Source organism: Natrinema versiforme, from assembly GCF_005576615.1.
Taxonomy (GTDB): domain Archaea; phylum Halobacteriota; class Halobacteria; order Halobacteriales; family Natrialbaceae; genus Natrinema; species Natrinema versiforme_A.
Map to the genome: position 1 here is coordinate 190,606 of NZ_CP040330.1, position 14,095 is coordinate 204,700.

At 66.9% G+C, this 14,095-nt stretch carries 14 protein-coding genes; 4 read left to right on the plus strand and 10 right to left on the minus strand.

The genetic code is table 11. The annotated features are described in order from the left end of the window. Positions 1-44: 44 nt before the first annotated feature. The 7 genes from nrfD to FEJ81_RS00955 all read right to left on the minus strand — a co-directional run bounded on the left by nrfD (position 45) and on the right by FEJ81_RS00955 (position 5,695). Entirely contained in the window at positions 45-1,361 is a 1,317-nt protein-coding gene (gene nrfD / locus FEJ81_RS00925) for an NrfD/PsrC family molybdoenzyme membrane anchor subunit (protein WP_138243501.1), read from the minus strand. Between the two features lie 114 nt (positions 1,362-1,475). Next, positions 1,476-1,985, minus strand: coding sequence for a GNAT family N-acetyltransferase (locus tag FEJ81_RS00930; RefSeq protein WP_138243502.1), 510 nt, complete (start codon positions 1,983-1,985; stop codon positions 1,476-1,478). A gap of 116 nt (positions 1,986-2,101) precedes the next feature. After that, positions 2,102-2,287 (minus strand): multidrug transporter, encoded by a 186-nt coding sequence (locus tag FEJ81_RS00935; protein ID WP_138243503.1) that lies wholly within the window; start codon positions 2,285-2,287, stop codon positions 2,102-2,104. 56 nt (positions 2,288-2,343) lie between these two features. Further along, positions 2,344-3,327: an ArsA family ATPase gene (locus FEJ81_RS00940; protein ID WP_138243504.1), complete on the minus strand. Its 984-nt coding sequence runs from the start codon at positions 3,325-3,327 to the stop codon at positions 2,344-2,346. A gap of 78 nt (positions 3,328-3,405) precedes the next feature. Continuing rightward, a complete protein-coding gene (locus FEJ81_RS00945; protein WP_138243505.1) occupies positions 3,406-4,359 on the minus strand; it encodes an ABC transporter permease in 954 nt (317 codons plus the stop codon). Next, positions 4,356-5,282, minus strand: a complete 927-nt coding sequence (locus tag FEJ81_RS00950) for an ABC transporter ATP-binding protein (RefSeq protein ID WP_138243506.1) — start codon at positions 5,280-5,282, stop codon at positions 4,356-4,358. Before FEJ81_RS00950 ends, FEJ81_RS00945 begins: the two co-directional genes overlap by 4 nt. Before the next feature lie 143 nt (positions 5,283-5,425). Beyond that, entirely contained in the window at positions 5,426-5,695 is a 270-nt protein-coding gene (locus FEJ81_RS00955) for a hypothetical protein (RefSeq protein WP_138243507.1), read from the minus strand. 127 nt (positions 5,696-5,822) lie between these two features. Between FEJ81_RS00955 and FEJ81_RS00960 the strand changes: the two genes are divergently transcribed. The 4 genes from FEJ81_RS00960 (at position 5,823) to FEJ81_RS00975 (ending at position 9,638) form a co-directional block, all read left to right on the plus strand. Further along, complete coding sequence (locus FEJ81_RS00960; RefSeq protein ID WP_138243508.1) at positions 5,823-6,533, plus strand: hypothetical protein; 711 nt, start codon at positions 5,823-5,825, stop codon at positions 6,531-6,533. 96 nt (positions 6,534-6,629) lie between these two features. Next, a complete protein-coding gene (locus FEJ81_RS00965; protein ID WP_138243509.1) occupies positions 6,630-8,384 on the plus strand; it encodes an excinuclease ABC subunit C in 1,755 nt (584 codons plus the stop codon). A 331-nt stretch (positions 8,385-8,715) separates the two neighbouring features. Beyond that, positions 8,716-9,012, plus strand: a complete 297-nt coding sequence (locus tag FEJ81_RS00970; protein WP_138243510.1) for an SUI1 family translation initiation factor — start codon at positions 8,716-8,718, stop codon at positions 9,010-9,012. Between the two features lie 104 nt (positions 9,013-9,116). Beyond that, on the plus strand, positions 9,117-9,638 hold the full coding sequence (locus FEJ81_RS00975; RefSeq protein WP_138243511.1) for a GNAT family N-acetyltransferase: 522 nt from the start codon (positions 9,117-9,119) through the stop codon (positions 9,636-9,638). A 115-nt stretch (positions 9,639-9,753) separates the two neighbouring features. Here FEJ81_RS00975 and ligA read toward each other — a convergent pair whose 3' ends face one another. The 3 genes from ligA to arcD all read right to left on the minus strand — a co-directional run bounded on the left by ligA (position 9,754) and on the right by arcD (position 13,977). Then, entirely contained in the window at positions 9,754-11,859 is a 2,106-nt protein-coding gene (gene ligA, locus FEJ81_RS00980) for an NAD-dependent DNA ligase LigA (protein ID WP_138243512.1), read from the minus strand. An 88-nt stretch (positions 11,860-11,947) separates the two neighbouring features. After that, the gene (locus FEJ81_RS00985) at positions 11,948-12,337 is read right to left on the minus strand and encodes a 2Fe-2S iron-sulfur cluster-binding protein (RefSeq protein ID WP_138243513.1); all 390 of its coding nucleotides are present in this window, start codon (positions 12,335-12,337) and stop codon (positions 11,948-11,950) included. A 173-nt stretch (positions 12,338-12,510) separates the two neighbouring features. Then, positions 12,511-13,977 (minus strand): arginine/ornithine antiporter ArcD, encoded by a 1,467-nt coding sequence (gene arcD, locus FEJ81_RS00990; protein WP_138243514.1) that lies wholly within the window; start codon positions 13,975-13,977, stop codon positions 12,511-12,513. Positions 13,978-14,095 lie beyond the last annotated feature (118 nt).

The window sequence follows — 14,095 nt, forward strand, 5'->3', positions numbered from 1 at the left end:
AACGGTCGGCGAAACGGGAGCGGCGAGGGCAACGTCTCACGTCGCTATTCGTGATCGTCCCGGAGGTGTTCGATCGCGTGAAGCTCGACGACGGGGAACACTTTGGCGACGGTGAGGAAGAAGAGTCCGACCATTCCGATCGTGCCGATGATCGACAAGATCTCGATCAGGCTCGGGACGTAGACGCCGGGCGTCGCGTGGTAGATGTCGAACGTCGGGTGCAGAAAGCCCTCGACGACGAACAGCACCTTCTCGATGATCGTCGCGGTGAGGACCGCGATCCCGGAGACGGCGGCTCGGCGCTTGGTGAACAGTTCCGGGCGGATCGACTGCGCGAAGATGTAGGCGAGCACGACGAAGACCAGACTCATCGCGAAGACGTAGATGGGGGTGGTGGCTCTGGCGACCGCGGCGTGTGTGAGATCGACGGGAGCCGTGAACAGCCCGGTGATGTTCTGCTGGAGCTGCAGCCACAGGAAGAGCAGACAGAAGAAGCCCAGCCACAGGAGCAACCCGCGGAAGATGTCGTCGGTGATGATGTGTTCCCAGTCGTAGGCGCGACGGAACACAAAGGAGAGGAGGATCACGCCGCTGATCGCCGAGGTCAGCGCGATGGTGAGGAACTGCGGCCCTTGGACGCCCCCGAACCACGTCGGCATGGTCGGAATCACGGCGAACAGCCACGGAATCACGCCGCCGTGGAGCAAGAGCGGTGCCATGATGATGATCGCGAGCGCGAGCCACCAGACCATCCGTTCGACGGCCGCGTCTTCTCTCTCGGTGTAGCCGATCGTCATGAGACTGTAGATCGGACCGAGCCGGTCCGGGAGCTGATCGCGCAGTCGGCTGATATCGTAGCGTAAGGTGAGCGAGAGATAGGTCGCCGTCAGGACGAAGTAGGCCGTGATGACGGTCACGTCCCATACCAACGGCGATGCGTGGACCGTCACGTGATAGTGGCCGAGGACGCTCGTGACCATCCGGTCCGGCCGGCCGAGGTGGACGATGATGTAAAAGCCGGCCGCCGAGAGCCCGGCGATCGTCAGCAACTCGGCGAGTCGCGCGACGGGCATGTAGCGGTCCATGCCCAACAGCCTGACCGCGGCCGAGAGGATAATGCCGCCGTGGGCGATGCCGACCCACCAGATGAACGCGCCGATGTACACTCCCCACGTCGCGCCGCCCCCGCTCCCCCAGTCGCCGAGGCCGGTGACGGCCAGTCCCCGCTGTAACTGGAAGGCCCAGCCGATCAGGAAGGCGACGAAGGCCAGTCCCGCGACCGCGACCAGTATGAAATACGTTTTCGATACCTGTCCGATCGGTCGCAAGATGTCGGCCTCGCTGGGCGTTTTCGTCCCCATCGTGCTACGGTGGAACTCACCGGCGGCTCACTTGCGTCCCTGCGATGCATTTGCAAGGTCGAGTCGGCGGATCGACCGGCCGCCGGCGGCGACTCGTCCTCGAGGCCGGGCCGGCTACAACTCGAGCGTGTAGACCACTTCCCGTCGCCGCTCGCCGCCGATCTCGACGTCGTCCTCGTCGGTCAGTTCGAAGCCGTGTTGCTCGTAGAACTCCCGGCCGCCGTCGTTCGAGGCGAGGTCGATCGCGCGCATCCGCTCCATGTTGAAGTCCCGGAGGTCCTCGCGCAGCCGCTCGTACAGCGCGGTGCCGATCCCCTCCCCCTGATGATCGGGATGGACGGACATGCGGAGTACGTCCCCTTCTTCCTCGGAGACGACGCCGTGGGTGAAGCCGACGATTTTGCCGTCCGTTTCCGAGGCGCGTTGCGCCTCGCGCTTCTCTGCGACGAGAAAAGCGGTTCCCGGTTTCGACAGCGCCGTCTCGAGCGCCTCGTCGCCGTACCACTCGTCGATGGTTTCGTCGATCGTCTCGGCGTCGAGTTCGTCGTAGGTCTCGTGCCACGTCTCGCGGGCGACGGCCCTGATCCGGTCGCGGTCGTCGAGAGTCGCGGGTCTGATCTCCATACCGCGCGCTACGACAGCGAGTGACAAAGTGGTTGCACCGTCTCAGTTAGGTGCCGCCGCGGACCCGCGACGCGAACCGGCGACCCGGGCTCGAGTTCCTGACTCACCGCTCGCGTTCAGCGCCGATTGAGGAAGACGAAGACGGCGATTACGGCGGCCGCGACGCCGATGATCGTCGGGAGGAGCTGTCCGGAGCCCCACTCCCACCCGAGGACCTGCGTGCCGACGATCGCCACGAGCGCGACGGCGAGGCCGATCGCCGTGAGTAGCGGGGACGAGTTTCGACCGAGCGAACGCGCCATATCGGCTGTAAAACGTCTAACATAATAATTTCAGGGGGCAAACCCCGTCCGACCGCTCAGTCCGGCAACCGCCGGGCGATCGCCGCAAGCGACTCGCGTCCTTGCACCTCCCCCTCGAGAGCCGGCAGTGTCGCGACCACGAGGTCCGGAAACGCCGTTCGGATCTCCGCCAGCCGCTCCTCGTGGCGGTCCCGCCGCGACCGACAGCGCGGGCAGCCGTCGTGGGGGTCCTTGAGCACCCGGTTCACGACCAGCCGTTCGACCGGCACGCCGGTCTCGCGGAGTCGCTCGACGAGGCGTTCCGTCTCCGCGATGGCCATCGATTCCGGGACGAGCACGACGCGGAACTCGGTTCGCTCGGGATCGACGAGCAGGTCGCGTGCGCGCTCGAGGCGGTCCCGAAACGCCGCGAGACTCTCCTCTTCGTCGTCGCTGGTGCCGGTCATCATCGACATCGGTCCGAGGACCGCCGTCCGGGCCGCGTTTCCGATCCGCTTTGCCTGGCCGCGCAGCGAGTGTGCCGTCTCGAGTGCCAGCCCCATCACCTCGGGCATCTCGAACAGTCGCAGGGTGTGGCCCGTCGGTGCGGTGTCGAAGACGACGGTATCCCACTCGCCGGCGTCGACGTACTCGACCAGCAGATCGAGCGCCGCGATCTCGTCGCTGCCGGCCGGCGCACCCGTCGCGAAGAGCCGCTCGACTTCCGCGTCCGAGAGACTGATCCCGGCGCTGCGGAGGTCCGCGGCCAGCGTCCGTGCCAGTTTCTCGTAGCGCTCTCGTTGGGTCTCGGGATCGACTTCGACGGCCCAGAGGCCGCCCGCGGGGTCCGAGTCGGCCCCGTCGACCGCCTCGAGCGCCCCCTCCAGTTCGGTCGGCTCCGGGCCGATCTCGGCCTCGAGCGAGTCCGCGAGCGAGTGGGCCGGATCGGTGGAGACGACGAGCGTCTCTCGCTCGGCGGCGGCCAACGAGAGGCCGGTCGCGGCCGCACAGGTCGTCTTACCGACGCCGCCCTTGCCGCCGTAGAAGATGCAGTCGGTCATAGCCCACGTCCCACGGCCACGACTGTAAACGAATCCCGCGACGGAAACCGAGTCGCCGCTCTGCGAGGACGGTGCCGATCAGATGTCGACGCGGTCGAACCGGTAAAGCGCGACGGCGATCGGGACGACGATCCAGAACAGCAGGATGATACAGGAGAACCAGTCCTGCAGGAAGAACGGGAAGCCGTTCGGGAACGCGGCCTCGTTGAACGTCGTCCCGATCGAGTCACTCGAGAGGGAACTGAACAGCGTGATCGTGTTCTGGTAGGCGTTGCCGGGGTCGACCATGTTGATGAACAGCGCCCAGTCGGGCAATCGGGTCGGCTCGACTTGCTGTCCGGCGAAGTTCGTCGTCGTGTAGCTGACTCCCTCGATGAACCCTCGGTCCATCAGGAGTCCCAGCGCCCTCTGGATCGAGTTCCAGACGATGTAGAACAGGACGAAGACGCCGAACATCGCCGCGCCGGCCATCGTCGTCGAACGGGTCAGCGACGAGAGCGAGACGGCGATGCTCATGTACGCGAGCCCGTAGACGATCGTCATCGCCAGGAAGGCGATGTACGCCGGGAAGGAGAACTCCGAGACGGCGAACGCGACGGCGACCATGCCGATGAGAAAGCCGATGATCAGCGACAGGGTGAGCACGGCCGTCCGACCCAGCAGCTTGCCGAGGAGGACGTCCTTCCGCGAGTGGGGCAGCGACAGCAAGACCTTGATGCTCCCCGTCTCGCGTTCGCCGGCGATGGACTTCCACCCGAGAATGAGCGCGATCAGCGGGATGACGAGCTTACACACCTGACTGACCAGCGAGATGAATCCGATCGTCGTGAGATCGTCCGGATTCGCCCACGAGATGAAGCCGGCCAAGGCGGCCATGAGGGTGAAAAAGAACACGCTCAGCCCCCAGAACAGCCACGAGCGGATCGAGTCCTGAAAGTCCTTCTTCGCGACCGCACGCACGCTCTCGAGGTTGACCGAACTCGAGGCCGATCCGCCCGTCGAATCGGACGCGGTACCGGTTTCGGTACTCATCGCGCATGCACCCCCGTATCCGTGGTGTACGACTGGAAGACGTCGTCGAGCGACGCCTCAGTCGTCGTGAAGTCCCGGACCTCGATGCCACGGTCCTCGAGCGTCGAGAGAACCGCCGTCTTCGAGCCGTCGACGGCGACGACGACCGTCGGCGGGTCCCGGCCCTCGACGGTGGCGTTCGTCACGTCTGGCAGCGAGCGGACCGCCTGCAGGGCGTCGTCGTCGATTCGGTCGACGGTGACCCGCAGCGTCGTGCCGCCCTCGACGGAGTCGCGCAGTCCCTCGACGGAGTCGACGGCGACCATCTCGCCGTCCCGGAGGATGCCGACGCGGTCACAGACCGCCTCGACCTGCTCCATGATGTGACTCGAGAAGAAGACGGTCGCGCCCCGCTCGTTCTCCTCGCGGACGATGTCTCGCATTTCGCGGGCGCCGTTCGGGTCGAGTCCGGTGGAGGGCTCGTCCAGAATCAGCAGGTCCGGTTCGCCGACCAGCGCCATCGCGAGCATGAGCCGCTGGGCCATCCCCTTCGAGTAGCCGCCGGCTTTCTTGTCGATCGCGTCGACCAAGCCGACGCGCTCGAGCAGCGCCTCGGGGTCCGCGTCGGCGTTTTTGGACTCGATCGCGAACTGGAGGTGTTGGCGGGCGGTCAGCCGGTCGTAGGTCTTGACGCCCTCGGGGAGGACGCCGGTCCGTTGCCGGATGTCCCGGCTGTACTGCTGGGCGTCCATGCCGAGGACGCTGACCTCGCCCGCAGTCGGGCGGGCGAAATCGAGGATGATGTTGATCGTCGTCGACTTGCCAGCGCCGTTGGGACCGAGGAAGCCGAACACCTCGCCTTCCTTGACTTGGAAGGAGAGCTCCTCGAGTGCGAGGGTCTGACCGAACGACTTGGTCAGGTTGTCGACTGTAATAGCGGGCATGTCCGTGTGGACACAGCGTTGCCCGATAAGGTTTTTGACATCACGACTACAGCTGAAACCATCGGTTTACGCGCGGTGGGCATCTCGCCGATCGTGATTTCACGATCCCGAGTCCGAAACGATCGAGGCGGGTAACATTGCGGTTAGATCGGATCGTCCGGATCGTACCGCTCCGCCGTTCGGTCGACCTCCTCGGCGTACCGCTTTCGGGTCTCGTCGTCCGGTACCGGCTCGAGTTCGTCTTCGGGGATTTCGGTCGCCGCGGTGACGGTCGGCCCGGTCCGCAGCGCCGTCGACGACCGCTCGTGTTGCTGATAGCGCGAGCCGTCCGGCGTCGCGTAGACGAGGGTTACGAAGTCCCGATCCCCGATCTCCCGTTCGACGAGCCAGCACTGCACCGTCGAGTCACTCATACCGACGGGTTCGGCGTCGACCACCGAGAATGTACCGAGTCGGCACGATCGGAAGGCGGGGCCTACTCCCGGGAACGGGCCCCGACGTACTTGGTGGTCGGCGTCGGAGCGGGGACAACGAGTGCTCATGGCCGACTCTCGGAGCGAACGCGTCGAGCAGTGGCGCGAACACGTCGACGAACTGTGCCACGACGGGGAGACCGTCGAGCACCGGGCCGACCTCGAGGGCGCGACGGTCGTCGTCACGAACCAGCGCGTACTGGCGTTTCCGTCCGACTCGAGCGGGCCGACCGTTCGCCATGTGGACCGGCCGAACGTCGGGACCATCGCCGTCGAAACCGACCACCGACTGCGCGATCTCTGCGTGGGATTCGTCGCCGCGTTCGTCGGAATCGGACTGATCGAACTGACGAGGGGCGTCAGCTTCGCGACGCTGATTCCGGGCGTCGACCTCGGGTGGAGCGAATCGACACCGGGCGCGACACAGCTCGCCGGCGTCGTCGAGTCCGCCATCGAATTCCTCGAGACCGCCCTCCTGCTGGTCGAATGGGGCGTGCTCCTGGGCGGCGTCGCCGCGCTCGCTCTCGTCGCCCGGTACATCCGATCGCGCTCGCGGCGGCTCGTCTGCAGGGTCCACGGCGGGGACGACCTCGCGTTCGCCGTCAGCGACGCGGATCTCGAGGCCGATGCCGTCGCCGACCTCGAGCGCGCGATTCGACCGGGAGACGGGTCGGCGCTCGAGGGAGCGGGCGGGAGCGAGAGCGGCAGCCGGAGCGACGGGAGAAGCGACGACGGACGCGATCGAGCGATGGGCGACGACCCGGCGGCGAGCGACTGAGCGGTCGGCGTCGGCGCGGCAGCGAGCACGACCGTCCAGTGTGCCGACCGGTGTCGAGGAGTCAGGCTGAAACCTCCTGACTCCGTAGGGCCGCCGATGAACGCCGACGGGGTTCGCGAGCGGGCCGGGTCGTTGCCGCGAGAGCCCGGCGTCTACCAGTTTCGCGAGGGAGACACCACGCTCTACGTCGGGAAGGCGGTCGATCTCCGCGATCGGGTGCGGTCCTACGCCGACCCGCGCAGCGCGCGGATCCGGCGGATGGTCGACCGCGCCGACGACATCGAGATCGCCGTCACCGACACCGAGACCCAAGCGTTGCTGCTCGAGGCGAACCTGATCAAGCGCCACCAGCCGCGGTACAACGTCCGGCTCAAGGACGACAAATCGTATCCGATGGTGCAGTTGACCGACCACGCCGCGCCGCGGATCGAGGTCACCCGCGATCCCGACGAGTCGGCGACCGTGTTCGGCCCCTACACCAGCAAGGGGCAGGTCGAGACGGTCGTCAAAGCCCTGCGAGAGACCTACGGCGTCCGCGGGTGTTCGGACCACAAGTACATCGGCCGGGAGCGGCCGTGTCTGGACTACGAGATGGGGCTCTGTACCGCCCCCTGTACCCGCGAGATCGACCTCGAGAGCTACGGCGAGGACGTCACCGCCGTCGAGCGCTTTCTCGAGGGCGAGACCGGCATCCTCGCGGACCCGCTGCGCCGGGAGATGGAAGCCGCCGCGGAGGAACAGAACTTCGAGCGCGCGGCGAACCTGCGGGACCGCCTCGAGACCGTCGCGGCGTTCCACGGCGAGGGCGGCGAGGCGGTCCAGTCGGTCGGCGACGAGCAGGGCGTCGACGTCCTCGGCGTGGCGATCGAAGGCGAGGACGCGACCGTCGCCCGGCTGCGCGCCGAGGACGGCAAACTGGTCGATCGGGATCGGCACACGCTCGAGGCACCCGGCTCCGACGGGGGAGTCGGTGGCGAGGCGGACGGCGTCCCAGCCGTCCTCGCGGCCTTCATCGTCCAATACTACGCCGAACGCGACCTCCCCGATGCCCTGCTCCTGCCCGAGCGCCACGACGACGAGGAGGTCGCCGCGTGGCTCGAGGCCGAGGGCGTCTCGGTCCGCGTGCCGGGCGCGGGCCGGGAGGCCAAACTCGTCGAACTCGCGCTGAAGAACGCCCGGCGCAACGTGGGCCGGCGCGACGAGTGTGGCATGCTCGCGGACGCCCTCGAGATCGAGTCGGCCCGGCGGATCGAGGGCTTCGACGTGAGCCACGCGCAGGGAAAAGCGGCAGTCGGCAGCAACGTCACCTTCGTCGACGGCAGCGCCGAGAAGGCCGATTACCGCCGGAAGAAGCTGACCGACCAGAACGACGATTACGATAATATGCACGCCTTACTCGAGTGGCGCGCCCGCCGCGCCGTCGAGGACCGGGACGACCGGCCGGACCCCGACCTGCTCCTGATCGACGGGGGCGAGGGCCAACTCGAGGCGGCTCGAGACGCGCTCTCGGCGGTCGGCTGGGACGTGCCGGCGGTCGCGCTGGCGAAAGCCGAGGAGCGCGTGGTCACGCCCCACCGAACGTTTTCGTGGCCGAGCGACGCGCCGCACCTGCACCTCCTCCAGCGCGTGCGCGACGAGTCCCACCGCTTTGCCGTGCAGTACCACCAGACGGTCCGGGACGAGGTCAAAACGGTTCTCGACGACGTACAGGGGGTCGGCCCCGAGACGCGAAAGCGGCTGCTCGGGCGCTTCGGCAGCGTCGAGAACGTCCGGGAGGCGAGTCTCGCGGACCTCGAGAGCATCGAGGGAATCGGCGAGAAGACGGCGGAGACGCTCAAATCGAGACTCTGACAGCCGTTGAATACGATTTACTGTCTTCGCCCGCTTTTCGGATAGAACGGTCGAGTTCACAGCGAGTAACGACAGAGACGAGTGTCCTGCTATCGTGGCAACAGTGAATCGCCACGTCCTCCCCAACCGATTCGCTCACTCACACGGTTCGTTCGCTCATCCCTCGCACGGCTTTGTTCTGCGGTTCGCCGAGGGCGAACCGCAACACAGCGCGCGCCACTGCAGTAGCGGGCACCAGTCCGGTTCTCGAGGCGTCACCGAGGCCGGCGTGTAACGCGACCGTTGCGAAGGCAAGGACAGGGCTATCCCCCGGCCTGATCCATGTGTGAATATGGCAGACGAAGACGACCTCGACGACTTGCTCGACGAACTCGACAGTCAGGGCGACCTCGAGACCTCCCAGCAGGTGTTATCGATCCGGACCGAGAGCCGCCGGTACGACAAGCCGGTGACGATCATCGAGGGCTTCGACCTCACGAAATCCGAGATCGAATCGACCGCCTCGGACCTCAAGAGTTCGCTCGGGACGGGCGGCACGGTCGACGAGGGCCGGATCGAACTGCAGGGCGACCACCGCGACCGCGTCCCGGATCTGCTCCGGGACCGGGGATTCGACGTTCGCGAGTGAAGACGGGACGGCCTGCCCCGCTCGCCGCCGCTCGAGGAACGTTCGCCGCCGAATCGGTCGCTTCGGGCAACGGGCTATTTATGTTCCACGTTCGATAATGACGTATGCACGTTCGACCCGCCACGACCGACGACTTCGAGGCGATCACGGCCGTCGCTCGCGCCACGTGGCACGACACTTACGACGAACTCGAGGCGGACGTGATCGACCGGACGGTCGACGACTGGTACACTGACGATTCGATGCCGCTCGAGGCTCCGGGGACGATCGTTCTCGTTGCGGAAGAGCGCGAGGCGCAACGCGCCTCGGAACGAAGCGGTAACGCCGCTGACAACGACGAGGTCGTCGGCTTCACCCACGCGGTCGCACAGGGCGATAAAGCCGACATTCTCCGGATGTACGTCCGCCCGGACCGGCAGGGCGAGGGCATCGGATCGCAACTCCACGAGCGACTGATCGCCGAACTCGAGGCCTATGATATCGAGCGAATTCGGTCGATCGACTTCGCGTTCAACGACGCCAGCCGCGCCTTCTACGAGGGACTCGGCTTCGAACAGACGGACGAGGGCGAGGTCGAAACCGACGGCGACTTCTACCCCGAGGCGGTCTACACGCTCGAGTTGTAATCCGGGCCGCTGAACTGTCTGCCGCGCTGTCGAACTGTCTCCGGGCCGCTGAACTGTCTGCCGCGCTGTTGAACTATCGCCTCGGCTCCGGGTGTCCCGATTCGCCCGATACTCGCTACTCGAGGTCGATCCCGTGGTCCGCGAGCAGCACCCGGAACTCGCTCTCGTCGAGGATCGGCACGTCGTTGTCTTCCGCATCCTGTCGTTTCGTTGCGCCCGGGTTTTCGCCGGCGACGAGGTAATCCGTGTTCCCGGAGACGCTACCTGTCGCGTTCGCGCCGTGGGTTTCGACGAGATCTTGTGCCTCGCCTCTGGTCATCTCGGCGAGCGAGCCGGTGAAAACGAACGTGAGCCCCTCGAGTTCGCCGCCGGTGTCGGTATCGACTGCGACTTCCTGCGGGGAGACGTGCTCGAGCACGTCGTCGACCACGGCGGCGTTGGCCTCGCTCGCGAAGAACTCGTGGATCGTCTCGGCGACGGTCTCACCGACGTCGTCGACGCCCTCGAGCCGGTCGGGCTCGTCCTCGGCGGCCTCGCGGACGGCCTCGAAGGTGCCGAACTCGCGGGCGAGTTCGCGGGCCGTCGTCGGGCCGACGTGGGGGATGCCCAGCGCGGAGAGAAAGTCGGGCAGGGGCGGATCGCGGCTGGCGTCGATCTCCGCGAGCAGGTTCTCGGCGCTGGTCTCGCCCCAGCCCTCGAGGTCGGTGAGGGCCTCCCGATCGAGTTCGTAGAGGTCCGCGACGGTCTCGAGCAGGCCGGCCTCGACGAGCTGACGGACGCTCTTCTCGCCCAGTCCCTCGAGATCGAGGCCGTCGTCGCCGGCGTAGTACTCGATCGACCGCCGGAGCTGGGCGTCGCAGCCGAGGCCGCCGGTGCAGAACGCGATCGGGCCGTCGCGCTCGACGGGGCTGTCGCAGACGGGACACGTCTCCGGCAGTTCGTAGTGGCCCTCGCTGCCCTTCTCGACGACCTCCTCGACGTAGGGGATCACGTCGCCCGCGCGCTGCACGCGGACGGTGTCGCCGACGTTGACGTTCTTCGCCTCGATCTCGTCGGGGTTGTGTAGACTCGCCCGCGAGACGGTGACGCCGCCCACGTCGACCGGCTCGAGCAGGGCGACGGGGGTCAGCCGACCCGTTCGGCCGACCTGTACCGCGACGTCGGCGATCGGGGTGACCTCCGCGCGGGCGGGGAACTTGTAGGCGAACGCCCAGCGGTCGTGGCGCGCCGTCCGCCCGAGTTCCTCGCGGGCCTCGCGGTCGTCGACCTTGATCACGACGCCGTCGATCTCGTAGTCCAGTTCGTCGCGGGCCTCGAGCAGGCGATTGCGGTAGTCGATCGCACCGTCGATGTCGTCGACCACTTCGACGCGGTCGTTCGTCCGCAGTCCGAACTCGGGGAAGCGCTCGAGTTCCTCTCGATGGGTGTCCTCGAGTTCGCTGGCCGCAAGTACGTCGAAGTAGAAGACCGCGAGCGGGCGCTCGGCGACGACCGAGGGATCGAGTTGGCGGATCGTGCCGGCGGTCGCGTTGCGCGGGTTCGCGAAGGGATCCTCGCCGCGCTCGATTCGCTCGCGGTTGTGTCTCTGGAACTCGTCTTTGGGCATGTAGACCTCGCCTCGCACCGCGAGGGTCTCGGGGTAGTCGCCGTGGAGGTGCTGGGGCACCGAGCCGATCGTGCGAGCGTTGCGGGTCACGTCGTCGCCCTCGCGGCCGTCCCCGCGGGTGACCGCCCGCTCTAAGCTGCCCTCCTCGTAGACGAACTCCATCGAGACGCCGTCGAACTTGGGCTCGCAGACGTACCGAACGTCGCCCGCGTGCCCGCTGGCGCGTAACTCGCGGCGCACCCGCTCGTCGAACTCCCGGACGTCGTCTTCCTCGCCGCTGTTGTCGATCGACAGCATCGGCGCGACGTGCTCGACCGTGTCGAACGCCTCGATGGGCTCGCCGCCGACGCTTCGCGTGGGGCTGTCGGGATGGGAGAGATCGAACGCGTCCTCGAGGTCGCGCAGTCGGGCGAAGAGCGCGTCGTACGTGCGGTCGGCGATCAGCGGCTCGCTCTCGACGTAGTACCGGCGGTCGTGCTCGCGGATCGCCTCCCGGAGCAGTTCGACCTGCCGTTCGGCCTCGGCCGCCGAGAGTTCCTCGAGCGGCGCGAAATCGGTCGGCGGGTCCCGGAGATACGGGTTGTCCTCGTCTGCAGTCTCGTGTGTGAGCGACATCGATATCGGTCTTGCTCGGGGCTTGCCCCGCGGAGCCGTTAACGTTACTGCAGTTGCTTCGGCCCGAATCCCGCGTGCCGGCGGGGGCCTACGCCCACGGACTGTCACCGACTTCGGCGCGGACTCGCGGCCCGACCTCGATGCGGCAGTCGGCTCGCGGCGATGCGATACACAACAGGACGTAGCCGTCCGCCCCTTCCTGCTCGGTCAGCGCCTGCGGCGACCGCCGGTACGTGAATCCCTCCGCGGCGTCGATCGGTTCGTTCGGTTCGTCCGCTCCGTTCTCATCGCGGTCGCCGTCTCCGTCCTCGAGCGCGACCAGTCGGCCGACGCAGGTGATGCAGGTTCCGGCCCGGCAGTCGTACGGAAGCCGGATGCGGTCCCGCTGGGCCGCCTCGAGGACCGTCTCGTCCTCGGCGACGACGACCGACTCGGTCCGGCCGTCGGCCCACTCGAGGGTTACGTCGTAGTCCGTCATCGTCCCCCCGTCGGCCGCGCTCGTCGTTCGGATCGGTCGATCATAGCGTGGGTACGGTCCGCGACGGCAAAAGTCCGTGCGCGCGAGCCACGGGTGAGACGCGAAACACGATCACCGTGTGACCGGTGTGGTTCTCCGTCTAAAACGGGGCGACCGCGATCCGGCGAGCGGTCTCAGTCCACGGTTGGCGTCGATTCGCCCGTTGTCTCGGCGGCGTCCCGGTCGGTGTCTTCCGTGTAGACGATTCCCCAACCGGTTGCCCCCATCAGGATCAGGACCAGCGGCGAGAGGATCCCGAAGAAGTAGTACGGGGCGTACTCGATCACCGGTACGCCGAGCGCCGAGGCCATGAAGGCGCCGCCCGAGCCCCACGGCACGAACGCCGATGTCGTCGTCCCCGACGCTTCGACCGCCCGCGAGAGGTTCCGGCTGTCGAGGTTGTACTCGTCGTACAGGTTCTGCAGCGTCATGCCGGGCACGACGATCGCCATGTACTGCTCCGCGGCGAGGAAGTTCATCGCGACCGTCCCCACGGCCGTCCCGGCGGTCAGTCCGGCGACGCTGCTGACGGCCCGGCCGATATGGTACGCGATCGCCGCCAGCACGCCGGTTTCCTGCAAAATCCCGCCCAGCGCCAGCGCGGCGACGACGATCGAGATCACCCACACGGAGCCCTCGAGGCCGCCGCTCGCGAGCAGTTCGTCCGTAAGGTCGACTCCTGTTTCGGGGCCGGTCCCGAAGTGGATGGTTTCCCATGCGGCGGCGAAGCCGACGCCCTGCAGCGTGGTACTGACCGCGACGCCGGCGAAGATACCGGCTCCGAGCGACGGCAACGCCGGGAAGCCATACAGCGCGAGCGCGAACGTGATGATCAGCGGGACGAAGGTGATCGGCGAGATGACGTAGCTACTCGAGAGTCCGCCTTGAATCTCGGCGACGCGGCCGGCGGGGATCGTCCCGCTCGCGCTCAGGCCCAAGACGACGAACAGGAGCAGCGAGATCACAAAGGAGATCGCGGTCCCGGGACGCATCGCGCGGATGTGATCCATCAGGTCCGTGTTCGTCACCGCGGCGGCGAGGTTCGTGGTGTCGGAAAGCGGCGAGTTCTTGTCGCCGGTGTAGGCTCCCGACAGGACGGCGCCGGCCGTCATCGCCTCCGAAATCCCGAGCCCGGAGCCGATCCCGATCATCGCGACGCCGAGGGTCCCAGCCGTCGTCCACGACGACCCGATCGCGAAGGCGACGACCGCCGAGAGGACGACGGTAAAGGGGAGGAATATCCGCGGCGACAGGAACTCCAGCCCGTAGTACATGAGCGTCGGGATCGTCCCGGAATCGATCCACGACGAGATGAGCATGTAGATGACGAACAGGATGAGAATGGCTTGAAGCCCGGTCAGAATACTGCGCCCGATCCCGTCGTAGAGGTCGCCCCACGAGTAGCCGAAGTAGTACCGTCCGAACAGTCCCGCGAAGGCGATCCCCCACAGCAGCGGCATCTGCGGGTCCATATCGAGCCAAATCATCCCGACCGAGAGGAACAAGAGCATTCCCGTGATGGGGACGAGCGCTTCCCCCAACGACGGCTGCTTGTCCTCTGGGATTTCGTCGTAGGTCTTCGGTGTGAAATCCAGTCCCATGTTCGGGTCGACCCGAGTTTGCGACAGCGGGTATAAATAAACCGTCATTCGCCGGTCGACTTCCGGCGTCGCAGCGACCGAACCGAGCCGGCGACCAGACCCAGTACTTTACCCGTCG

Excerpts from the sequence above, each read along its gene's own strand:
- arcD (WP_138243514.1), bottom strand. The coding sequence starts at position 13,977 with ATGGGACTGGATTTCACACCGAAGACCTACGACGAAATCCCAGAGGAC.
- FEJ81_RS00975 (WP_138243511.1), top strand. The coding sequence starts at position 9,117 with ATGCACGTTCGACCCGCCACGACCGACGACTTCGAGGCGATCACGGCC.
- FEJ81_RS00970 (WP_138243510.1), top strand. The coding sequence starts at position 8,716 with ATGGCAGACGAAGACGACCTCGACGACTTGCTCGACGAACTCGACAGT.
- ligA (WP_138243512.1), bottom strand. The coding sequence starts at position 11,859 with ATGTCGCTCACACACGAGACTGCAGACGAGGACAACCCGTATCTCCGG.
- FEJ81_RS00935 (WP_138243503.1), bottom strand. The coding sequence starts at position 2,287 with ATGGCGCGTTCGCTCGGTCGAAACTCGTCCCCGCTACTCACGGCGATC.
- FEJ81_RS00950 (WP_138243506.1), bottom strand. The coding sequence starts at position 5,282 with ATGCCCGCTATTACAGTCGACAACCTGACCAAGTCGTTCGGTCAGACC.
- FEJ81_RS00930 (WP_138243502.1), bottom strand. The coding sequence starts at position 1,985 with ATGGAGATCAGACCCGCGACTCTCGACGACCGCGACCGGATCAGGGCC.
- FEJ81_RS00985 (WP_138243513.1), bottom strand. The coding sequence starts at position 12,337 with ATGACGGACTACGACGTAACCCTCGAGTGGGCCGACGGCCGGACCGAG.
- nrfD (WP_138243501.1), bottom strand. The coding sequence starts at position 1,361 with ATGGGGACGAAAACGCCCAGCGAGGCCGACATCTTGCGACCGATCGGA.
- FEJ81_RS00940 (WP_138243504.1), bottom strand. The coding sequence starts at position 3,327 with ATGACCGACTGCATCTTCTACGGCGGCAAGGGCGGCGTCGGTAAGACG.
- FEJ81_RS00965 (WP_138243509.1), top strand. The coding sequence starts at position 6,630 with ATGAACGCCGACGGGGTTCGCGAGCGGGCCGGGTCGTTGCCGCGAGAG.
- FEJ81_RS00945 (WP_138243505.1), bottom strand. The coding sequence starts at position 4,359 with ATGAGTACCGAAACCGGTACCGCGTCCGATTCGACGGGCGGATCGGCC.
- FEJ81_RS00955 (WP_138243507.1), bottom strand. The coding sequence starts at position 5,695 with ATGAGTGACTCGACGGTGCAGTGCTGGCTCGTCGAACGGGAGATCGGG.
- FEJ81_RS00960 (WP_138243508.1), top strand. The coding sequence starts at position 5,823 with ATGGCCGACTCTCGGAGCGAACGCGTCGAGCAGTGGCGCGAACACGTC.